The following is a 20,723-nucleotide window of genomic DNA, read 5'->3' on the forward strand; positions in this document are numbered from 1 at the left end:
GGACAGGACGCGCAGCGGACTGATCCGGAATCCAGAAGAGTTCATCGGAAGCAACTTCGGGATTCCGGGCTCGCTCGCAAGTGCGAGCGCCCCGGAATGACCGTGATGATACTCTCTAGCTTCCCATAAACTGCATCACCACCTCGCGGCTGTGCGGCCGCGCGCGGTGTTCGATCAGATAGATCGCCTGCCAGGTGCCGAGCGCCAGTGCGCCGTCGAGTACCGGGATTTGCAGGCTGACCGAGGTCAGCATGGTCTTGATATGCGCGGGCATGTCGTCCGGGCCCTCGACGGTGTGACGCCAGCCGCCATCGGCGGGCGCGAGCCGCCGCAGCGATGTAAGCAGATCCGCCAGCACATCGGGATCGGCATTCTCCTGAATGGTCAGGGATGCAGACGTATGCCGAATGAACAGGCTGATGGCTCCCGTCGTGCCGCCGGTCTGCTGCAGGAACTGGGCGACCTGCGCCGTGATGTCGATGAAGCCCTCGCCCTTCGTCGGCACGGTCAGCACCGCGCTGGCGATGGTCTCGACGCCGGTTGAGAGAACTGGTGTTTGCTTCATGCCTGTTTTCTTTGCTTCATGGATGTTCACAGCCGCGCGATTGTCGCCTCATCGAATTCGCCATCGTAGTATTTTTGCAGGGCCGTGACGAAATCTGTGTTGTCGGGCGTCACGTTGGCGAACAGCGTCATCGACGATTTGAACTTCATGTCGTCGGGCGAACCCAAAATCGCGTGGATATCTTTTCCCACAACGGTGTTCACCAGCCGCGTGCATTCGCGCAGCCGCGGACCGAGCACCGGATGCTCCAGATACGCCACCGCTTCTGCGCGAGAGCGAACCGCATATTTCTGCGCCATCGCGCTGAATCCGAGACCTTCGATCTGCGGGAAGATGAACCACATCCAGTGGCTTTGTTTCCGGCCAGCACGCAGCTCCGATACCACGCGCGGATATACCGGCGCCTGCGCCGCCATGAACCGCTCAAGATCGAAATCATCGTTCATCGGCTATTCCCGTGCCGGATGCGCCAGGGATTGCGGAACCTGGACCTGGCCGGAGGGGTTATTCCTGAACAGCACGGGAGGTTCCCATGAAGCGCATCTCCACGGTCCTGGTCGCCCTCGGCGGTCTCGCGATCCCCGCAGCCGGCCTCGCCTCGCCACTTGTCGGCGCGACGTCGCCATCAACTGCGTCAGCCAATGATAAGGCCTTCTGCATCCGGACAAAGGGGGACGTTAGCCGTCCGGGCGAGTGCCTGTTTGCGTCCTATAGTGAGTGCAAGCAATCGGGCGCTGCGGTCTTTGCCGAATGTTATCGAAACCCGCGCTCGGCAAACGCCAGACAGATGCGCAAGAACCCCGCACCGTCATCGCGGTAGGTCCGGAAAGCTTTCGCCGTCACAGCGTTACCGCTGTTCCTTGAGGAACGCGGCATAGGCGCGCTTCATGCCCTCGTCGAGCGAGGTCGTGGCGCGCCAGCCGAAATTGGCAAGCTTGCTCACGTCGAGCAGCTTGCGCGGCGTTCCGTCCGGCTTCGACGTATCGAACACGATCTTGCCGGTATAACCGACGGTCCGGGCGACGACGTGCGCGAAATCGGCGATGGAAATATCTTCTCCCGAGCCGACATTGATGAGACCGCTCTCGGAATAATTTTTCATCAGATGGATCGACGCGTCGGCCATGTCGTCGACATAGAGAAACTCGCGCCGCGGGGTGCCGGTGCCCCACACCACGACCTCCGCCGCGCCGGTTTCCTTCGCTTCGTGAAAGCGGCGGATCAGCGCTGCGACAACGTGACTGTATTCGGGATGATAGTTGTCGCCGGGACCATAAAGATTGGTCGGCATGATGCTGATGAAGTCGCTGCCGTACTGGCTGCGATAGGCCTCCGCCATCTTGACGCCGGCGATCTTGGCGATCGCATACGGCTCGTTGGTCGGCTCCAGCGTATCGGTCAGCAGCGAATCCTCGCGCAGCGGCTGCGGCGCCAGTTTCGGATAGATGCAGGAAGAGCCGAGAAACAGCAGCTTCTCGACGCCCTGCACATGCGCCGCATGGATGACGTTGGTCGCGATCAGGAGGTTCTCGTAGATGAACTCGGCGCGCAGGGTGTTGTTGGCGACGATGCCGCCGACCTTCGCGGCGGCGTGCAATACAACCTGCGGGCGCATCGCCGCGAACCACCTGTTGACGGCGGCCTGATCGAGCAGATCGAGTTCACTGCGCGAAGCGATGAGGATTTCGACATTCTCGCGCGCAAGCCGGCGCACCAGGGCGCCACCGACCATCCCCCGATGGCCTGCCACAAAGACGCGCTTGCCCTTCAGATCAAACGGCAACGCGGCCATCGGCAACCCCAAAACGCGACCCGGCCGGCCGCAACTCTTTCATCAATGCTGGCATACAAAATCCCGGCTGCCCGAATTACCAAAAAGCAGTTCGGCGGAAAATACAACTGTCACCGAGCGCGATCGTGCACATGTTGGTCGCGGACGCCGGACGGATGGTTTCGGGGGCTTTATCACACGCGCGCCGGGACCGGCAAATTAAGCATTCCCCATCCTGCCCAAGACCGGGGCTTGCGGCCTGCGGGCCCTTGGACCACAATCCGTTCCACGAAATGGCCGCGGACGGCACCAGATCAAAATCCTGCGATCAAGATCTTGGCCGTCCATCAAACAGGCCGTTCTCAAAGAGAATTCAGGGAGATGAAAATGCGTAAAATGATGATGGCTGCGGCAGTCGCGCTTCCCATGCTGGGCGGAGCGGCGATGGCGCAGGAGACTGTAAAAATCGGCTATATCGACCCGCTCTCGGGCGGCGGCGCCAGCGTCGGCGAAGTCGGCCTCAAGACCTTTCAGTATCTGGCCGATGAACTGAACGCCAAGGGCGGCATCCTCGGCAAGAAGGTCGAAATCGTTCCGCTCGACAACAAGACCAACCCGCAGGAAAGCTTGATCCAGGCCCAGAAGGCCATCGACTCCGGCGTGCGTTACCTCACCCAGGGCAACGGCTCTTCCGTGGCCGGCGCGCTGAGTGACTTCGTCACCAAGTACAACGAACGCAACCCCGGCAAGGAAGTGCTCTACTTCAACTACGCCGCGGTGGACCCCATCCTCACCAACGACAAGTGCAGCTTTGCGCACTTCCGCTGGGACGCGAATTCCGACATCAAGATGGAAGCCCTCACCAACTACATGAAGGGCGTTCCCTCCATCAAGAAGCTGTATCTCATCAATCAGGATTATTCGTTCGGCGAATCCGTGCGCACCACGGCGCGTGCGATGCTGAAAGAAAAGCGTCCTGACATCGAGATCGTCGGCGACGAAAAGCACCCCCTGCTGAAGATCACCGACTTCGCGCCTTACATTGCGAAGATCAAGGCGTCAGGCGCCGACACCGTGATCACCGGCAACTGGGGCCAGGACTTCGCACTGCTGCTGAAGGCCGCGGCTGACGCGGGCCTCAAGGTTGGCTGGTACACCTACTACGCAGGCGGCGCCGGTGGCCCGACCGCGATCAAGCAGGGCAACCTCAACGATCAGGTGTTCACGATCGTCGAAGGCTACGCCAACATCGACCACAAGGAATCGATCGAGTTCGAGAAGGCGTTCCGCGCCAAGTACGCTGGCCAGACCTTCTGGTATCCGCGCGCAGCGAACGAAATGCGGATGTTCGCGGCGGCTGCCGAGAAGGCCAAATCGCTTGAGCCCGTGAAGGTCGCTGCGGCCCTCGAAGGCCTGGAATTCGAGGTCTTCACCGGCGGCAAGGGCGTCATGCGCAAGGACGATCACCAGTTCTTCCAGCCGATGTACGTCGCCCAGTTCGGCGAGTTGAAGAACAAGGAGCCGTTCGACGAAGAGAAGACCGGCTGGGGCTGGAAGGGTGTCGCCAAGATCGATACCGACAAGACCATCCTGCCGACCACCTGCAAGATGACCCGCCCATAAGAGGTCACTGCAAGCTGGCTTCTTTCGCCAACTAGTTGTGTTCGCCCCGGCGCCTGCCGGGGTGAACACGGGACCTTCATGTATCCGGGGGGAGTGCTGGGGTCGTGCTCGAGCTTATCGTCATATCCACGTTGAACAGCGTCCTGTTCGGGATGCTGCTGTTCCTGATGGCCAGCGGCCTGACGGTCATCTTCAGCATGCTCGGCGTGCTGAACTTCGCGCACGCAAGCTTCTATATGCTCGGCGCATTCTTCGGATTTCAGATCAGCCGGTGGTTCGGGTTCTGGCCTGCCCTGCTGATCGCCCCGATCCTCGCGGGCATCATCGGCGCGGGCGTTGAGCGCTACGGCCTGCGCCAGGTTCACCGCAACGGCCATGTCGCCGAACTGCTGTTCACCTTCGGCCTGGCATTCGCGATCGAGGAAGTGGTGCAGATCATCTGGGGCAAGAGCCCGGTCGATTTCCGCGTGCCGCCGCTGCTCGATTTCCCGGCCTTCACGATCTTCTCGACCAACTACCCCGCCTACAAGATGTTCATGCTGCTGGTGTCGATCGCCATCTTCATCGCGCTGCTGGTCGTGCTGAAGCGGACGCGGGTCGGCATGATCGTTCAGGCCGCCCTCACCCATCCGCACATGGTCGGCCATCTCGGCCACAATGTCGGACGCATCTTCATGATGGTGTTCGGCGTCGGCACCGCGCTCGCCGCAGTCGCCGGCGTCATCGCAGGCCCCGCGCTGGTCACCCAGTCGAACATGGCCGGTCTTCTCGGACCCATCCTGTTCGTGGTCGTGGTGGTCGGCGGGCTCGGCTCGCTGCCGGGCGCATTCATCGCCTCGCTTCTGATCGGCTTCGTGCAGACCTTCGCGGTCTCGATGAACGGATCGCTGTCGGAAGTGTTCGGTCCGCTCAGCCCTGCCTATGCATCAACATGGCTGGCTGACATCTGGAACGTCACTGTGGCGCAGATCGCGCCGATCATGCCCTATGTGCTGCTGGTGCTGATCCTCGCGCTCCGTCCGATGGGTCTTTTGGGGACGCGTGAAACATGAGCATCATCACTTCACGCGCCGCGCCGCCGCCACCGACCGCTGCCGACAATCTCAAGTTCTATGGGCTCTGGGCCGCTGTCGCGATCTTTCTGCTTGTGCTGCCCAAGGTCTTCGGCTCGGGCGGCGCCCTGACGACGTTCAGCCTGATCGGCATCGGCCTATATCGGCGGCATCGGGTTCTTCATCGGCCCGATCGTCGGCGCGATCTTCGTCACGATTCTCTCTCTCGGCCTGAGCGACCTGACGACGGTGTGGCAGCTCTACTTCGGCCTGTTCTTCATCGCGGTGGTGATGTACGCGCCCGGCGGCATCACCGGCCTTTTGATGATGCATCGCCCGCTCATCAGGGGCGGCACGCTCGGCAGCGTGCTGCCGTCCTATGCCGTGGCGCTGGTCCCCACGCTTGCGCTGATGATCGGACTGATGCTCGGGATCGAATGTATCGTGCACTACACGATGAATCCGATGGATGATCCGAACATCAAGGCGTTCGGCATTCCGTTCAATGCCGCAAGCCCGCTGACATGGGCCACGTCGGTGATCCTGATCGTCGGCGGCTTCTTCGTCTCGCGGATGACATGGAAGCGGGTCGCCGTGGCCTGGGATGAGGCGCTGACCGTAGCACGTGCGAAGGAGTTGGCAGCATGACCTCGGACGTGAAGCCCAACGCCATCGAAATCCGCGACGTTCAGAAGAGCTTCGGCATCACCAAGGTGATCCGCGACCTCAATCTGAAAGTGGCGCAGGGCGAACGCCATGCCCTGATCGGCCCGAACGGAGCCGGCAAATCGACCACGTTCAATCTCATCAGCGGCTACATGGCCCCGACCAGCGGCGATGTCCTGATGCGCGGCGAAACCATCTCGGGCCTGCCGCCCTACCAGATCAACCGCCGCGGGCTGTCGCGCAGCTTCCAGGTCACCAACGTCTTCGCCAACATGACGGTGTGGGAGAACCTGCGCTGCGCCGTGCTGTGGGCCACGGGACACAAATACGCGTTCTGGAAAAGCGTCGACAAGCTGCCGGAAGTGCGCGAGCGCACCGCGCAGATTCTGGAAGACATCAGCCTCACCTCGCGGCGCGACATCCCGGCCGGTCTTCTGACCTATGCGGAACAGCGCGCGCTGGAAATCGGCATCACGATCGCGGGCGGCGCCGATGTCATCCTGCTGGACGAGCCGACCGCGGGCATGAGCCATGCCGAGACCGAGCGTGCGGTGGATCTGATCCGCCGCCTCACCGTCGGCAAGACCCTTCTGATCGTCGAGCACGACATGAGCGTGGTGTTCGGCCTCGCCGACCGCATCTCGGTGCTGGTCTACGGCCATATCATCGCATCCGGAACGCCTGAGGAAATCCGTAACAGTCCGAAGGTCAAGGAAGCCTATCTGGGCGAGGAAGCTGCGTGATGTTGGAAGTCCAGGATCTGCACGCCTATTACGGCAAAAGCCACATCCTTCAGGGCGTCGATATGCATATCGGTGCCGGCGAGGTCGTCAGCCTGCTCGGGCGCAACGGCGTCGGGCGCTCGACCACGGTCAAGGCGATCATGGGCGAAGTGCCGCCGCACGGCACCATCAAGTTCAAGGGCCAGGACATCGCCGGTCTGCCGAACTACAAGATCGCGCATCTCGGGCTCGGCTACGTGCCGGAGCATCGCGACATCTTCCCCGGCCTCACCGTGCGGCAGAACCTGCTGCTCGGGATCAAGGACACCAAGCGTCCGGGCAAGTGGAAGCTCGAGGACATGCTTGAGATGTTCCCGAACCTCAAGGCGCGCGCCGATACGGCCGCAGGCGTGCTGTCCGGCGGCGAAAAGCAGATGCTGACCATCTGCCGGACGCTGATGGGCGATCCCGAACTCATCATGATCGACGAGCCGACCGAAGGGCTGGCGCCGCTGATCGTGCAGCAGGTCGGCGACCTGATCGCGGAAATCGCCAAGCGCGGCGTGGCGATCCTTCTCGTCGAGCAGAAGCTGTCCATCGCCATGCGGATCTCCCACCGGCTCTATGTGATGGGCCATGGACGGATCGTGTTCGAGGGCACCCCGGCCGAGCTCAAGGCCAACCAGGCCGTCCGCAAGGAATGGCTGGAAGTGTGATACCCTCCGCTCCGCGATGGAGACCTTGACGTCGCGGTAGTGCCGGATGCGTTCGCATGACCGAACAAAGTGTTCTGCGCCTGTCGATCGCCGTGACCCTGGCTCTCGCAGGGATGGGAATTCTGTTCGGCCTTCTGTCAGGCTCCTACGCCATTGTTTTCGACGGCGTCTATGCGCTGATCGACGCTGTCATGACCATCCTCGCCCTGCTGGTCGCCAACCTGATCGCGGCATCGACACGGGAAGGCGGCTCCAAATCCCGGCTCATCGAACAGTTCACCATGGGCTTCTGGCATCTGGAGCCGATGGTCCTCGGTCTGAACGGCATTCTGCTGATAGGCGCGGCGATCTATGCGCTGATCAACGCCATCGGCAGCCTGCTGACGGGCGGGCGTGAACTCGCCTTCGACCAGGCGATCATCTACGCGGTGGTAATCACCCTCGCCGCGGTCGGCATGGCGGTCTTCGATGCGCGGGCCAACCGGACCATCAAATCCAATTTCGTGGCGCTGGACGCCAAGGCATGGATGATGTCGGCGGCGCTGACCGCCGCGCTGCTCGTTGCCTTCATCTTCGGCTACATGATTCAGGGCACCAGCCTGAAATGGCTGTCGCCCTACATCGATCCTGCCGCGCTGGCGATCGTCTGCCTGATCGTGATTCCAATCCCGATCGGCACGGTGCGTCAGGCGCTGGCCGACGCCCTGCTGGTCACGCCGCCCGATCTCATGCAGCACGTCGAGGCCATCGCCAAGCAAATCGTGCTGCGCTATCAATTCCTGTCATACCGCGCTTATGTTGCGCGGGTCGGCCGCGGCCGGCAGATCGAGCTCTATTTCATCGTTCCTGTTGGCTTGCCGCCAAAGCGGCTCGAGGAATGGGACAAGATCCGCGACGAGATTGGCGAGGCCATCGGCAACGACACGCCGGACCGCTGGCTGTCCATCGTGTTCACGACTGATCTGGGATGGGCTGAGTAGGTCCGCGCCTACTCTCCATACCCGCGCAGTTTTTCCAGATCGACCACGGTGACTCCGCCGTATTCGAGCCGCAGCAGACCTTCTTTCTCCAGCGTCTTGAGGCACTGGTTGGCGTTCTGCCGCGAGATGCCGGAAATCGCGCCGAGTTCTTCCTGCGTGATGTCGAGATGGCGCGAGTGGTCCGGATACAGGATCGGATTGAACAGCGAAGCGATGGAGCGCGCCAGACGGGCTTTCGCATCCAGCATCCGGCCATATTCGACCAGACCCATGAACTGGCCGAGGCGCTCATTCAATAACCCGACCAGGAAGCGATTGAAGGCCACGCTGTTCTCGAACAGCCAGAAGAAGGTCGCGCGGTCCATCAGCGCCAGGCGCGTATCGCGCAGGGCCACCGCGTCATAACGCCTCGCCTCGTTCTTCAGGACGGTCCCCTCGCCGAACCACGCGCCGTTGGTCATGCCGGTGAAACTGACGGCCTTGCCGTCACGCGACCCGGTTCCGATCCGCACCAGCCCGGTGACCACGCCCATCCAGTATTCGAAATGATCGCCGCGCATGCAGATGAATTCGTTCGCCCCGAACGTCTTCTCGATCACGCCGGCGCGAGCGACTTCGATTTCCCGCTCATTCAGGCCGCGCGACCAGACCGCAATGCGCTTGAGGTATTCCGCAGAAACCATGCTGTCCCGATCGCTCCTCGCGTCATGTTGCGACGCAGTAATCCGTCTTTTGGTATACCGCGCACGCAGCGAAATTGCCCAATGAATTGTCAGGCACAAGACATTTCAATGTCACGGATTGCCGTAAGGACGGCTACGGCAAATGCGCCTCGTGATCCAGTTCTGGCGGCGCAAAACATCCCAGTGGAGTGGATTTGACATTCGCGGACCGCCAGCAGCGCACTCTCAAGCGAATGTCAAATCCAAAACTCCACTGGAAGGTTGGATTTGCTAGTGGTCCTTTGGTTCTGACATTCGCAGAAATGCCTGCCGAAACGGGATGCGAATGTTAGAACCGGACCACTAGAGTAGAATGGCTTGCCTAGGCCCCCCGGTATAGGATCGGGCCCATGGTGTCGAACCATAGATAAAGAGCGCGCCAAGCGCCGTATCTGGGAGGAATTGAGTGGCTTACGCATTGGAGGTGCGGGGGGTCTCACTGCGGTTCGGCGGCGTGCGCGCCCTGACCGATGTGAGCTTCGGCGTCAACGAAGGCGAACTGTTTTCGATCATCGGCCCCAACGGCGCCGGCAAGACCTCGATCGTCAACTGCGTCTCCGGCCGCTACACCCCGACGGAAGGACAGCTTTTCTATCAGGGCCGCGACATTACGGGGCTGAAGCCGAATGCGCGCGCCGCGCTCGGCATCGGACGCACGTTCCAGAATCTCGCGCTGTTCCACCACATGACCGTGCTCGACAACATCATGGTCGGGCGGCATCACCTCCTGAAAAACAATTTCATCACTGGCTCGCTCTACTGGCTGACCGGCGCACGGCGCGAGGAACTCGAACACCGCCGCAAGGTGGAAGAGATCATCGACTTCCTTGATCTCCAGTCGGTACGCAAGGCGACTGCGGGCACCCTCTCCTATGGCCTGCGCAAGCGCGTCGAACTCGCGCGCGCCATGGCACTGGAGCCCAAACTCATTCTTCTCGACGAGCCGATGGCCGGCATGAACTTCGAGGAGAAGGAGGACATGGCCCGCTACATCGTCGATCTCAATGAAGAGTACGGGATGACGGTGATGATGATCGAGCATGACATGGGCGTGGTGATGGATATTTCCCATCGCGTCACCGTGCTGGATTTCGGGCGCAAGATCGCCGAAGGCCTGCCTGCCGAGGTGCTGGACGATCCGCATGTGCGCAAGGCCTATCTCGGCGAGGAAGACGAAGTGCTCGACGTCCTCGACGACACCAATCCTGTCGCGGAGGCCACGGCATGATGGATTATGCAGGCCGCGTCGCACAGGCCGACACCTACCCCAAGATACTGCGGCTCAATGCGACGGAGCACGGCAACGAGATCGCGCTGCGCGAAAAGGATTTCGGTCTCTGGCGCGTCTTCACCTGGAACGACTATCAGACCCGCGTGCGTGATTTCACGCTGGGCATGGTCGAGCTCGGCATCAAACGCGGCGACGTGATCGGCATTATCGGCGACAACCGGCCGGACTGGGTCGCAGCCGAAATCGCCGCCCACGCCGTCGGCGGCATGTCGCTCGGCATGTACCGCGAGTCGCTGCCCGAGGAAGTGCTGTATCTGCTGACCTACGGCGAAACCAAAATCGTATTCGCCGAGGACGAAGAGCAGGTCGACAAGCTGCTCGAACTTGGCGACCGCGCGCCGCACCTCAAGCACATCGTCTATTCCGATCCGCGCGGCATGCGCAAATACAGCGATCCACGCCTGCTCGACGCCGACAAGCTGGCGAAGATGGGCCGCGACCGCGCCGCGCGCGAGCCGCAGCTTTACGATCAACTGGTGGACGCAACCAAAGGCGATGACGTCGCCATTCTCTGCACGACATCGGGCACCACGTCGAACCCCAAGCTCGCCATGCTTGCGGCGGGCCGCGTGCTCAGCCACTGCACGAATTATCTCGCCTTCGACCCCAAAGGCCCGGACGACGAATACGTCTCGGTGCTGCCCCTGCCCTGGATCATGGAGCAGGTCTACGCGCTCGGCAAAGGTCTGCTCTCGCGGATGAAGGTCAACTTCGTCGAAGAGCCGGACACGATGATGAACGACTTCCGCGAGATCGCGCCGACCTTCGTGCTGTTCGCGCCGCGCATCTGGGAAGCCATTGCCGCCGATGTCCGCGCCCGCGTGATGGACGCGTCGCCGCTCAAGCAGCGGCTTTACGATGTCGGCATGAAAGCGGGCCTTGCCGCGCTGGCCGACGGCAAGCATTCCGCTCTGGCGGACACCCTGCTGTTCCGCGCGCTGCGCGACCGTCTCGGCTTTTCGCGGCTGCGCTCGGCGGCGACCGGCGGCGCGGCGCTCGGCCCGGACACCTTCAAGTTCTTCCGCGCGATGGGCGTGCCGCTGCGCACGCTCTACGGCCAGACCGAAACGCTGGGCGCGTTCACGCTGCACAAGCCCGACGAGGTCGATCCCGACACCACCGGCGTGTCGATGGCCGACAGCATCGAGATCGAAATTCGCGATCCCGACATCAACGGCGTCGGCGAGATCGTGGTGCGCCATCCGAACATGTTCTCCGGCTACTACAAGAACGAAGCCGCGACCGCCGTCGATATGCGCGACGGCTGGATGCATTCCGGCGACGCCGGCTACTTCAACAAGGCGAAGCAGCTTGTGGTCATCGACCGCATCAAGGATCTGGCGCAGACCTCGCGCGGCGACCGTTTCTCGCCCCAATACATCGAGAACAAGCTGAAGTTCTCGCCCTATGTCGCCGAAGCCGTGGTGCTGGGCGACGGGCGTGACTATCTCGCGGCGATGCTCTGCATCCGCTTCTCCATCGTCTCGAAGTGGGCGGAAAAGAACCGGTTGTCCTTCACCACCTACACCGACCTCTCCTCGCGGCCCGAGACCTATGAGCTGCTGCGCAAGGAAGTCGAAGCGGTCAATGCCACGCTCCCGCCGGCGCAGCGCATCTCCAAGTTCCTGCTGCTCTACAAGGAACTCGATGCCGACGACGGCGAACTGACACGCACCAGGAAAGTGCGCCGTACCGTCATCAACGAGAAGTATGGCGACATCATCAACGCCATCTACGGCGACAGACCCGACATCGACATCGACACCGTGATCCGCTTCCAGGACGGCACCACGCAGCGCATCCGCTGCACCCTGCCGGTGATCGACCTCGGAACGCGAAACAAGACGGCGGAGGCGGCCGAGTGAACACCCAGCTTCTGATCCAACTTCTCATCAACGGCCTCGTGGTCGGTACGCTCTATGGCGTCGTCGCGATGTCGTTCGTGCTGATCTACAAGGCCACCCAGGTGGTGAACTTCGCGCAAGGCGAACTGCTGCTGATCGGCGCATGGGTGTGCTGGTGGCTGCTGACCAAATATCAGGTGCCGTTCTATCTCGGCATGCCGATCACGCTGGTGTTCATGTTCCTGTTCGGCATCGCGATCCAGCTCGTGATCCTGCGCCCGATGATCGGCGAGCCGATCATTTCGGTCATCATGGTGACCATCGCGCTGTCCACGGTGTTTTCCGCGCTGATGAAATGGATGTTCGGCGTCAACCTGCAGCCGTTCCCGCCGGTCTTCCATACCAAGCTCATCAACATCTTCGGGCTGCAGGTGCAGACCGTCTACCTCCTCAGCCTTGCGGTGTCGGTGGCGATGATGGGCGGCATGGCCTGGTTCTTCAAGGTCTCGAAGTATGGCCTCGCCATGCGCGCGACAGCCTTCAACCAGCAGGTCGCGCAGTCGCTCGGCATCTCGGTGAAAAGCGTGTTCGCGATGGCCTGGGCGATTTCCGCCACGGTGTCCGCGGTGGCCGGCGTCGTCGTCGCCGTCGTCAACGGCGTGTCTGCCGGCCTTGCCGCCTACGGCATCAAGGTGTTCCCGGCGGCGATCCTCGGCGGCCTCGACAGCGTCGGCGGCGCGGTGATCGGCGGCATCATCATCGGGCTGCTCGAGAACCTCGCGCACTTCGTCGACAGCGAATACCTGCACTGGGGCAATCTGTTCGAGATCGCGCCGTTCTATGCCCTCATCATCATCCTCATGATCAAGCCTTATGGCCTGTTCGGCACCAAAGACATCGAGCGGATCTGATCATGAGGATAGCACACGTAACATTTAAGGTCTGCCACCGGCTCGATTTACTCCCTCTCCCCGTGGGGGAGAGGGTTGGGGTGAGGGGGTTACATGCCTCCGCAACGCGCGCCCCGTCCCCCCTCACCCGCCGCGCTTCGCGCGTCGACCTCTCCCCCGTGGGGAGAGGTGAAAACAAGTTCGAGCGTATCTGATCATGGCAGGCCAGACCCTTCTCCCCGCAGGCGACTACCGCACCACGTACGCGGCCGACACAACCGTGTTTCCGACCACGACCAGCCGGAACATGATGATCCTCGGCATCGTGCTGATCTGCTTTGCGCCATATGTGCTGAATGAGTATTCGCTTAGCCTGCTGATCCAGATCGGCATCTTCGGCATCGCCGCGCTCGGCCTCAACATCGTGGTCGGCTTCACGGGACAGATTTCTATCGGCCACGCCGCGTTCTTCGGCTTCGGCGCATTCACTTCAGCCTATGTGTCGAGCAAGCTGCACGTTCCGGTGTTCTTCGCCATTCCGCTATCGGGCGTGGTCACGGCGCTGGTCGGCCTGATCTTCGGCCTCCCCGCCGCGCGGCTCAAAGGCCTCTATCTGGCAATCGCAACGCTGGCGGCGCAGTTCATCCTGCTCGATTTCTTCTCACGCGCCGAGTGGTTCACCGGCGGCAGCGTTCCGGCCCATGCGGATGCGTTCTCGATCTTCGGCAAGACCCTGCGCGGCGACCGTCAGTATTTCTATGTGGTGCTCGCCTACGTGATCGTTTGCTATCTGCTCGTCACAAACCTGATGCGGACGCGTGACGGGCGGGCGCTGGTCGCGGTGCGCGATCATTACCTCTCCGCCGAAATTATGGGCATCAACCTCACCAAATACCGAACGCTTTCGTTCGGATTGGCTGCATTTTTCGCCGGCGTCGGCGGCGCACTTTACGCGCATTATAATCAAGTCGTCTCCAACGAAGGCTTCGGCATCGACCGCTCGATCATCTTTCTCGCCATGATCATCATCGGCGGCATCGGCTCGATCATGGGCACGCTGCTCGGCACCGCCTTCATGGTGCTGCTGCCGGAATCGATGGAATGGATCAGCGCGGCGCTCAACGGCAGCGCGATCGATCATGCGCTGGGACTGAAGAACAACATCGCTTTCTTGCGCGAGATGGCCATCGGCGTCATCATCATCGTCTTTTTGATCTTCGAGCCGGATGGGCTTGCTCACCGGTGGCGGCAAATAAAGGCTTACTGGAAACTCTACCCGTTCTCGCATTGAGGTCGGAACGGGACAGACAATAAGAAGACCTCGAGAGGAAACCGGAGGATTACGCTTATGATGACGAAAACCTTTCTGAGCACTGCTGCTCTGGCGGTGATGCTTGGCGGCTCATCTGCTCTGGCGCAGGCGCCGATCTCGCTGGGCCACCTTGCCGATTATTCCGGCGCGACATCCGACGTCGGCACGCCATTCGGACAGGGCGTCGCCGATGCATTCGCCTATGTGAACAAGAACGGCGGCATCAACGGCAAGCCGGTGAATGTCGACACCGTCGACTACGGCTATCAGGTGCCGCGCGCGATTGCGCAGTACAAAAAGTGGTCGGGCGGCGAAAAGGTTGCGGCCATTCTCGGATGGGGCACGGCTGATACCGAAGCTCTCACCGGCTTCCTGTCCGAAGACAAGATCCCCGATATCTCGGGTTCGTACTCGGCGGCGCTCTCCGATCCGACCGGCGCAGGCGGCAAGGGCAAGGCCGCTCCCTACAACTTCTTCTACGGTCCAAGCTATTCCGACGCGCTGCGCGGCATGCTGACCTGGGCCGCCGAAGACTGGAAGTCCAAGGGCAAGCCGGGCAAGCCGAAGTATGTCCACATGGGCGCGAACCATCCGTATCCGAACGCGCCGAAGGCTGCGGGTGAAGCGCTTGCCGCCGAACTCGGCTTCGACGTGCTGCCGGCGATCGTGTTCGCGCTCACGCCGGGCGACTACAGCGCGCAGTGTCTGACGTTGAAAAGCTCCGGTGCGAACTACGCCTATCTCGGCAACACCGCAGGCTCCAACATCTCCGTGCTCAATGCCTGCAAGGCAGCCGGCACCGACGTGCAGTTCATGGGCAACGTCTGGGGCATGGACGAGAACGCCGCGAAGGCCGCGGGCGCTGCCGCCGACGGCGTGGTGTTCCCGCTGCGCACCGCTGTTGCCTGGGGCGGCAATGCTCCCGGCATGAAGCTGGTGCAGGACATCTCCAAGATGTCGGACGCTGCGGGCACGGCCTATCGTCCCGTGCACTACGTCGCGGGCGTCTGCACCGCGCTCTACATGAAGGAAGCCGTCGAGTGGGCTGCCAAGAACGGCGGCGCGGTCGGCGAGAACGTCAAGAAGGGCTTCTACCAAAAGAAGGATTGGGTGCCGGCCGGAATGGAAGGCGTCTGCAATCCCTCGACCTGGACCGAGAAGGACCATCGCCCGACGCTGAAGGTCGACATCTATCGCATGAAGGTCTCCGGCGCGACCGACGCTTCGGTAGCCGATCTCGTCAAGGCCGGCACCATCAAGCTCGAGAAGGTGAAGACCGTCGATCTGCCGCGCAAGCCGGAATGGCTCGGCTGGTAAGCACTGCTCCCTCTCCCCGCTTCGCGGGGAGAGGGTTGGGGTGAGGGGCAAGACTTCGATTCGGAACATCGCCCCTCACCCGAACCTTCGCTACGCTCAGGCTTCGACCTCTCCCCGTAAACGGGGAGAGGTTCAGAAAACCCAGGACGACCGACGTGCAAACCGAAACCGTGACCACCGCAAAGCCTGCCGTCGCTGCCGCAGCCGCGCCGCTGCTGGCCGTGCGCAACATCGAAGTCGTTTACGACAACGTCATCCTCGTGCTGCGCGGGCTGAGCCTCGACGTACCGAAGGGCGCGATCGTCGCGCTGCTCGGCGCCAACGGCGCCGGCAAATCCACGACGCTGAAGGCGATCTCGGGCCTGCTCAAGACCGAGGACGGTGAAGTCACCCGCGGCGAGATCGTGTTCGACGGCGAGCGGGTCGATGGCATCGATCCCGACAAGATCGTGCGCCGCGGAATTTTCCAGGTGATGGAAGGCCGCCGCATCATCGCCGACATGACCTCGCTGGAAAACCTGCGGCTCGGCGCGTTCACCCGCAGCGACAAGAACGTCGATGACGATATCGACATGGTCTACAAGTATTTCCCGCGCCTCAAGGAGCGCACCGGCCTCGCCGGTTATCTCTCCGGCGGCGAACAGCAGATGCTGGCGATCGGCCGCGCGATGATGGCGCGCCCGAAGATGATCCTGATGGACGAGCCGTCGATGGGCCTATCGCCGCTGCTGGTCAAGGAAGTGTTCGGCATCATCAAGCAGATCAACCGCGACCTCGGCGTCACCATTCTCCTTGTCGAGCAGAACGCGCGCGCCGCCCTCTCGGTCGCGAGCCACGGCTATATCATGGAGCAAGGCAAGGTGGTGCTCGACGGCACCGCCGATGAGCTGCGCAACAACGAAGACGTCAAGGAATTCTACCTCGGCGGCGCGGGCGACCAGCGCAAGAGTTTCAAGAACCTGAAGAGCTTCAAGCGCCGCAAGCGCTGGCTGTAACCACATCCGTCATTGCGAGCGGAGCGAAGCAATCCATAGGCAGCAGTGCCAGGCAAAGGCTGGATTGCTTCGTCGCTTCGCTCCTCGCAATGACGAACAAATGGACTACCGATGACCAACCACTACGACGCTCTCGAAACACGCTCGCCGTCCGAGCGCGAGGCCGATCTGTTCAAGCGACTGCCGGATGTGCTGCGCGCAGCGGCAAAAGCGCCGGCCTATGCGGAGCGGCTCAAGGGCATCGATCCCGCGGCCATCACCAGCCGCGCCGCGCTCGCAGCGCTGCCGGTGCTGCGCAAATCCGAACTGCCGGCCCTGCACAAGGCCGCGCCGCCGTTCGGCGGCTTCGTGTCGTCGCCCACAGGATCGTTCGGGCGGCTGTTCACATCGCCCGGCCCGATCTTCGAGCCGGAATCCGCCGTGGACGATCCGTGGCGCGGCGCGCGCGCGGTGTTCGCCGCCGGTTTCCGCCCCGGCGACATCATTCTCAACACCTTCAGCTATCACCTGACGCCGGGCGGATTCATTTTCGACAGCTCCGCCCGCGCTCTCGGCTGCGCCGTCATTCCCGGCGGCCCCGGCAATACCGAACAGCAGTTCGAGCTGATCGAGACCTATCGGCCCGCCGGCTATTCCGGCACGCCGGACTTCCTGAAGATCCTGCTCGATGCGGCGGATAAAACCAGGCGCGATGCGTCGTCGATCAAGCGCGCGCTGGTGTCCGGCGCCGCATTCCCGAAATCGCTGCAGGACGAAATGAAGGCGCGCGGCGTCGACGCCTATCAGAACTTCGGAACCGCCGACCTCGGCATCGTCGCCTATGAAACCCCGGCGCGCGAAGGGCTGGTGGTGAACGAGAATATCATCGTCGAGATCGTCAAGCCCGGCACCGGCGAGCCGGTCACCGACGGCGACGTTGGCGAAATCGTCGTGACCACGCTCGATCCGCATCATCCGTGGGTTCGCCTGGCGCTCGGCGATCTCAGCGCCGTATTGGCCGGGGAAAGCCCCTGCGGGCGGACCAATATGCGCATCAAGGGCTGGATGGGCCGCGCCGACCAGACCACCAAGGTCAAGGGCATGTTCGTGCGCCCCGAGCAGATCGCCGAAATCGGCAAGCGGCATCCCGAATTGGGCCGCCTGCGCCTTGTGGTGACCCGCGACAGGGAGACCGACGCGATGACGCTTTCGGCGGAAACCGCAACCCCTGCTGACGCATTGCGGGATGCAGTTGCGTCGACCCTCCGTGCCGTGACAAAGCTGTCCGGCAATGTCACTTTCGTCAGCCCGGGGTCATTGCCCAACGACGGCAAGGCGATTTCGGACGAACGCAAGAACGATTGAAGGGCCGCCGACCCCACCGGCAGCCCTGAAAGAAACACAGGGAACACGCCGAAATGGGAATTTTCGAGGGTCTGAAGGTCATCGACTGCGCGAGTTTCATCGCGGCACCATCCTCCGCCACTGCGCTGTCCGACTTCGGGGCCGACGTCATCAAGATCGAGCCGCCGGGCGCCGGCGATCCGGTCCGCAACCTGCCCCACCTGCCGGGATACCCGATCAGCCCCCACAACTATGCGTGGATGCTGGAGGGCCGCAACAAGAAGAGCCTCGCGCTCGATCTGTCCAAACCCGAAGGCCAGGCCGTGCTGCGCAAGCTCGCCGCCGAATGCGACGTGTTCATCACCAATTTCCCGCCGCCGGTGCGCAAGAAGCTCGGCGTCACCTACAAGGATCTCGCGCCGCTCAATGACCGGCTGATCTACGCGTCCTTCACCGGCTACGGCGAGACCGGCGCGGAAGCCGACAAGCCGGGCTTCGACAGCAATGCGTGGTGGGCGCGCTCCGGCCTGATGGACCTCGTGCGCGAAACCGACGAGACCACGCCTGCCCGTTCGATGCCCGGCATGGGCGATCATCCCTGCGCCATGTCGCTGTTCGCCGGGATCGTCACCGCGCTCTATCAGCGCGAAAAGACCGGCAAGGGCACGCAGGTGATGTCAAATCTCATGGTCAACGGGATCTGGTCCAACGGCATCTACGCGCAGGCCGCGCTGTGCGGCGCGACCTTCCAGAAGCGTCCGCCGCGCGACCGCGCGCTGAACGCCGTCACCTGCCACTACAAGTGCGCCGACGACCGCTGGATCATTCTCTCGCTGCTCAATGAAGAAAAGCAGTTCCCCGTGTTCGCCAAGGTGATCGAGCGCGAGGACCTGCTGGCCGATCCGCGCTTCGAAACCAAACCCGCACGCCACAAGCATGCGCCGGAACTGATCGCGATCCTCGACAAGGTGTTCGCGACCAAGCCGCTGGCGCACTGGCGCAAGGCGCTCGATGGCAACGGTCTGATCTTCGGCGTGGTCGGCATTCCGCAGGACATTCCGGACGACGAGCAGATGCGCGTGACCGAGGCTGTCGTGCCGTTCGCCGACAGCGACCTGCGCACCATCAACACGCCGATCTTCATCGAGGGCGCGAAGAAGGTGCAGCCGCGCATGGCGCCGAATGTCGGCCAGCACAGCGACGAGGTGCTGGCTGCGGCAGGCTTCAATGCCGCCGAAATCGCCAAGATGCGAGCGGCGGGAATCGTGGCGTAAAATTTCTTCCTTCTCCTCTCCCCTTGTGGGAGAGGAGAAGAATTGCATTCTGTCAGGCGAGCTTCTCCCGCTCATTCCCGCGCAAGCGGGAATCCAGACCTTAAAGACTCTGGGTCCCCGCTTTCGCGGGGACGAGCGGATTTCATCTTCTGATTGCGTTACTCACTCTTCGGAAAACAGAATCCGATCCGCGCATCCTTCGCGCCGGTCGCGGCCTGACACGTCAGCTCCTCGGCACAGGTCCATGACGTAAAGCTCTTGTCAGGCGCGGCATTCGCGTCCGGCGCGGCACACACAGCGCCCCAGCCATTCAGATAGGTCGTTCCGGCGAGTTCACTGGACCGGCTTGCCTGCGGACGCGCAGAGAAGCCGCGCGAGAAATCGAGGGCGCGGCCATCGCGGAATGCGCCGAGAACATCGCGGCGACGCTCCTGATCGCCGAAGAAATGCGGCGATGCTGCCGCCACCACCGCGCCCGCCGCCCATTCGGGACGCTCCCTGCCCGGAAAATGAAACCCGCCGACGGCGCGGGTCTGGTGGCATCCGCTGCAGGTCATGTCGTCGAGACGACGCGCAAAACCCGCAGGCGACAGCAGGTTTTGCAGCGGCGCATTGGCCGATGCCTTGGCGAGAGCCGCCACGACTTCATCTTCGGTAAACAGCGCGCGTGCCCGGTCTTCGGGATTTTCCTGCACCGGCGTCACGTTGATTGAACCCGATGTCAGAAAGCGATCGGGCAGCACGATGGCCCCGCGATCGAGGTTCGCAATTTGAACCGGATCAAGCAGCCATCCCTTGAAATCGGCCAGCAGCTTTTCATCCGCGCGAATGCGCGCCACGTCGATCTGGTTCTCCATGGGAGATTCCACGAAATTCAATCCATCGAAGTGGAACACCTTCATCAGGTAATCCGCCCGGCCCTCGAAGTCATTCGCGTCCGCCGAGGCGCGTGCGATCTGCACATTGATTTCGATCCTGTCGATGGCATCACGCGTGACCCATTCCAGCGCACCGCTTTTTTCAGTGAGCATCTCTGACTGTTCGGATGCGGGCGGGCGGTCGGCCAGCGCAAGCCAGCGCCGGGCGAGTTCAGCGCATGTGGTATCCGCCCCCGCAGGCTTCGCTTTCATGACGAGATTAAGCGTCATCGGCAGCCGTACCGGCAGATTATCCTTGTTCCTGGAGTCATGATTGGCGATCGGCCGATAGATCAGGCGGATTTCGCCGCACGCATCGGGAGAAACAAACGCGCGATCCATCCGGTTGATGATCCCCACCATGTCGAACCGCGTGCCGGGCGCGTTCAGCGCATCGCGGTCGAACAGAAAGAGCGTGTCGAGATCGTCGTGATGGTCGAGGACATATCTGTTGAAATCGCGATCCGTCGTTTCCTGAACCTGCGTCATCGACGGCAATGCGAACAGATCAGCGGTTGCAGCACCCGCTTCCGCGCCGAGCAGCTTGCCAAGGCTCAAGCCTGACTCGTCAAGCCGTTGCAGCAGGCCGGGATCGGTGATGGCAACGCCGCGCTCCATCGGCGCAGCCGCGCTCGCCGCCACCGGCGGCAGCCACAAGAGACAGAGCATCTGAAGAACCAGGCGCATTCGCATGGCCCTTGTTCTGCGACGCCGTTTGGCCTTTGCCAAGTCAAAGGTTGGCG

The 20,723-nt window shown here is 62.3% G+C and carries 19 protein-coding genes and 1 pseudogene; 15 read left to right on the forward strand and 5 right to left on the reverse strand.

Annotation, left to right across the window (positions count from 1 at the left end):
* Positions 1–115: 115 nt before the first annotated feature.
* Complete coding sequence (locus AC1RM7_RS07750; protein WP_024920795.1) at positions 116–565, reverse strand: secondary thiamine-phosphate synthase enzyme YjbQ; 450 nt, start codon at positions 563–565, stop codon at positions 116–118.
* Between the two features lie 26 nt (positions 566–591).
* Entirely contained in the window at positions 592–1,011 is a 420-nt protein-coding gene (locus AC1RM7_RS07755) for a DUF1810 domain-containing protein (protein ID WP_024920796.1), read from the reverse strand.
* Positions 1,012–1,097: 86 nt separating this feature from the next.
* Here AC1RM7_RS07755 and AC1RM7_RS07760 point away from each other — a divergent pair, with 86 nt between their 5' ends.
* Entirely contained in the window at positions 1,098–1,385 is a 288-nt protein-coding gene (locus tag AC1RM7_RS07760) for a DUF3551 domain-containing protein (RefSeq protein ID WP_081758757.1), read from the forward strand.
* Positions 1,386–1,412: 27 nt separating this feature from the next.
* On the opposite strand, the gene fcl is transcribed toward AC1RM7_RS07760, so the two are convergent.
* Positions 1,413–2,357 carry a GDP-L-fucose synthase gene (fcl, locus tag AC1RM7_RS07765; RefSeq protein ID WP_024920797.1) on the reverse strand — a complete coding sequence of 315 codons (945 nt, stop codon included), beginning with the start codon at positions 2,355–2,357 and terminating at the stop codon, positions 1,413–1,415.
* A gap of 366 nt (positions 2,358–2,723) precedes the next feature.
* Here fcl and AC1RM7_RS07770 point away from each other — a divergent pair, with 366 nt between their 5' ends.
* From AC1RM7_RS07770 to AC1RM7_RS07795, 6 genes and pseudogenes are all read left to right on the forward strand, one after another.
* The gene (locus AC1RM7_RS07770; protein ID WP_006021568.1) at positions 2,724–3,959 is read left to right on the forward strand and encodes a branched-chain amino acid ABC transporter substrate-binding protein; all 1,236 of its coding nucleotides are present in this window, start codon (positions 2,724–2,726) and stop codon (positions 3,957–3,959) included.
* A gap of 104 nt (positions 3,960–4,063) precedes the next feature.
* Complete coding sequence (locus tag AC1RM7_RS07775; protein WP_006021569.1) at positions 4,064–5,011, forward strand: branched-chain amino acid ABC transporter permease; 948 nt, start codon at positions 4,064–4,066, stop codon at positions 5,009–5,011.
* A gap of 153 nt (positions 5,012–5,164) precedes the next feature.
* Positions 5,165–5,659: pseudogene (locus tag AC1RM7_RS07780) on the forward strand (branched-chain amino acid ABC transporter permease); the annotation flags it as partial.
* Positions 5,656–6,420, forward strand: coding sequence for an ABC transporter ATP-binding protein (locus AC1RM7_RS07785; protein ID WP_024920799.1), 765 nt, complete (start codon positions 5,656–5,658; stop codon positions 6,418–6,420). The pseudogene AC1RM7_RS07780 and the gene AC1RM7_RS07785, both read left to right, overlap by 4 nt.
* Entirely contained in the window at positions 6,420–7,115 is a 696-nt protein-coding gene (locus AC1RM7_RS07790; RefSeq protein ID WP_006021572.1) for an ABC transporter ATP-binding protein, read from the forward strand. Before AC1RM7_RS07785 ends, AC1RM7_RS07790 begins: the two co-directional genes overlap by 1 nt.
* Before the next feature lie 56 nt (positions 7,116–7,171).
* Entirely contained in the window at positions 7,172–8,095 is a 924-nt protein-coding gene (locus AC1RM7_RS07795; RefSeq protein WP_024920800.1) for a cation diffusion facilitator family transporter, read from the forward strand.
* Positions 8,096–8,103: 8 nt separating this feature from the next.
* On the opposite strand, the gene AC1RM7_RS07800 is transcribed toward AC1RM7_RS07795, so the two are convergent.
* The gene (locus AC1RM7_RS07800; protein WP_006021574.1) at positions 8,104–8,778 is read right to left on the reverse strand and encodes a Crp/Fnr family transcriptional regulator; all 675 of its coding nucleotides are present in this window, start codon (positions 8,776–8,778) and stop codon (positions 8,104–8,106) included.
* A 445-nt stretch (positions 8,779–9,223) separates the two neighbouring features.
* Between AC1RM7_RS07800 and AC1RM7_RS07805 the strand changes: the two genes are divergently transcribed.
* The 8 genes from AC1RM7_RS07805 to AC1RM7_RS07840 all read left to right on the forward strand — a co-directional run bounded on the left by AC1RM7_RS07805 (position 9,224) and on the right by AC1RM7_RS07840 (position 19,063).
* Positions 9,224–10,045 carry an ABC transporter ATP-binding protein gene (locus AC1RM7_RS07805; RefSeq protein ID WP_024920801.1) on the forward strand — a complete coding sequence of 274 codons (822 nt, stop codon included), beginning with the start codon at positions 9,224–9,226 and terminating at the stop codon, positions 10,043–10,045.
* The gene (locus tag AC1RM7_RS07810) at positions 10,042–11,973 is read left to right on the forward strand and encodes a long-chain fatty acid--CoA ligase (RefSeq protein ID WP_024920802.1); all 1,932 of its coding nucleotides are present in this window, start codon (positions 10,042–10,044) and stop codon (positions 11,971–11,973) included. Before AC1RM7_RS07805 ends, AC1RM7_RS07810 begins: the two co-directional genes overlap by 4 nt.
* On the forward strand, positions 11,970–12,863 hold the full coding sequence (locus AC1RM7_RS07815; protein ID WP_024920803.1) for a branched-chain amino acid ABC transporter permease: 894 nt from the start codon (positions 11,970–11,972) through the stop codon (positions 12,861–12,863). Before AC1RM7_RS07810 ends, AC1RM7_RS07815 begins: the two co-directional genes overlap by 4 nt.
* A 196-nt stretch (positions 12,864–13,059) precedes the next feature.
* Positions 13,060–14,133 (forward strand): branched-chain amino acid ABC transporter permease, encoded by a 1,074-nt coding sequence (locus AC1RM7_RS07820; RefSeq protein WP_024920804.1) that lies wholly within the window; start codon positions 13,060–13,062, stop codon positions 14,131–14,133.
* A gap of 57 nt (positions 14,134–14,190) precedes the next feature.
* Positions 14,191–15,471: an ABC transporter substrate-binding protein gene (locus AC1RM7_RS07825; protein ID WP_006021580.1), complete on the forward strand. Its 1,281-nt coding sequence runs from the start codon at positions 14,191–14,193 to the stop codon at positions 15,469–15,471.
* Positions 15,472–15,626: 155 nt separating this feature from the next.
* Positions 15,627–16,466 carry an ABC transporter ATP-binding protein gene (locus AC1RM7_RS07830; protein WP_006021581.1) on the forward strand — a complete coding sequence of 280 codons (840 nt, stop codon included), beginning with the start codon at positions 15,627–15,629 and terminating at the stop codon, positions 16,464–16,466.
* A gap of 111 nt (positions 16,467–16,577) precedes the next feature.
* The gene (locus AC1RM7_RS07835; protein WP_024920805.1) at positions 16,578–17,810 is read left to right on the forward strand and encodes a phenylacetate--CoA ligase family protein; all 1,233 of its coding nucleotides are present in this window, start codon (positions 16,578–16,580) and stop codon (positions 17,808–17,810) included.
* 53 nt (positions 17,811–17,863) lie between these two features.
* Positions 17,864–19,063, forward strand: a complete 1,200-nt coding sequence (locus AC1RM7_RS07840; RefSeq protein ID WP_006021583.1) for a CaiB/BaiF CoA transferase family protein — start codon at positions 17,864–17,866, stop codon at positions 19,061–19,063.
* Positions 19,064–19,221: 158 nt separating this feature from the next.
* Here AC1RM7_RS07840 and AC1RM7_RS07845 read toward each other — a convergent pair whose 3' ends face one another.
* Complete coding sequence (locus AC1RM7_RS07845) at positions 19,222–20,667, reverse strand: hypothetical protein (RefSeq protein WP_024920806.1); 1,446 nt, start codon at positions 20,665–20,667, stop codon at positions 19,222–19,224.
* Positions 20,668–20,723 lie beyond the last annotated feature (56 nt).

The sequence above is a fragment of the Afipia sp. GW822-FHT03D08 genome (assembly GCF_058801645.1).

Bases quoted from the DNA above. Each gene is read 5' to 3' on its own strand.
- AC1RM7_RS07825 (WP_006021580.1), top strand. From the start codon at position 14,191: ATGATGACGAAAACCTTTCTGAGCACTGCTGCTCTGGCGGTGATGCTT.
- AC1RM7_RS07820 (WP_024920804.1), top strand. From the start codon at position 13,060: ATGGCAGGCCAGACCCTTCTCCCCGCAGGCGACTACCGCACCACGTAC.
- AC1RM7_RS07790 (WP_006021572.1), top strand. From the start codon at position 6,420: ATGTTGGAAGTCCAGGATCTGCACGCCTATTACGGCAAAAGCCACATC.
- AC1RM7_RS07755 (WP_024920796.1), bottom strand. From the start codon at position 1,011: ATGAACGATGATTTCGATCTTGAGCGGTTCATGGCGGCGCAGGCGCCG.
- AC1RM7_RS07835 (WP_024920805.1), top strand. From the start codon at position 16,578: ATGACCAACCACTACGACGCTCTCGAAACACGCTCGCCGTCCGAGCGC.
- AC1RM7_RS07810 (WP_024920802.1), top strand. From the start codon at position 10,042: ATGATGGATTATGCAGGCCGCGTCGCACAGGCCGACACCTACCCCAAG.
- fcl (WP_024920797.1), bottom strand. From the start codon at position 2,357: ATGGCCGCGTTGCCGTTTGATCTGAAGGGCAAGCGCGTCTTTGTGGCA.
- AC1RM7_RS07845 (WP_024920806.1), bottom strand. From the start codon at position 20,667: ATGCGCCTGGTTCTTCAGATGCTCTGTCTCTTGTGGCTGCCGCCGGTG.
- AC1RM7_RS07760 (WP_081758757.1), top strand. From the start codon at position 1,098: ATGAAGCGCATCTCCACGGTCCTGGTCGCCCTCGGCGGTCTCGCGATC.
- AC1RM7_RS07750 (WP_024920795.1), bottom strand. From the start codon at position 565: ATGAAGCAAACACCAGTTCTCTCAACCGGCGTCGAGACCATCGCCAGC.
- AC1RM7_RS07795 (WP_024920800.1), top strand. From the start codon at position 7,172: ATGACCGAACAAAGTGTTCTGCGCCTGTCGATCGCCGTGACCCTGGCT.
- AC1RM7_RS07770 (WP_006021568.1), top strand. From the start codon at position 2,724: ATGCGTAAAATGATGATGGCTGCGGCAGTCGCGCTTCCCATGCTGGGC.
- AC1RM7_RS07785 (WP_024920799.1), top strand. From the start codon at position 5,656: ATGACCTCGGACGTGAAGCCCAACGCCATCGAAATCCGCGACGTTCAG.
- AC1RM7_RS07800 (WP_006021574.1), bottom strand. From the start codon at position 8,778: ATGGTTTCTGCGGAATACCTCAAGCGCATTGCGGTCTGGTCGCGCGGC.
- AC1RM7_RS07840 (WP_006021583.1), top strand. From the start codon at position 17,864: ATGGGAATTTTCGAGGGTCTGAAGGTCATCGACTGCGCGAGTTTCATC.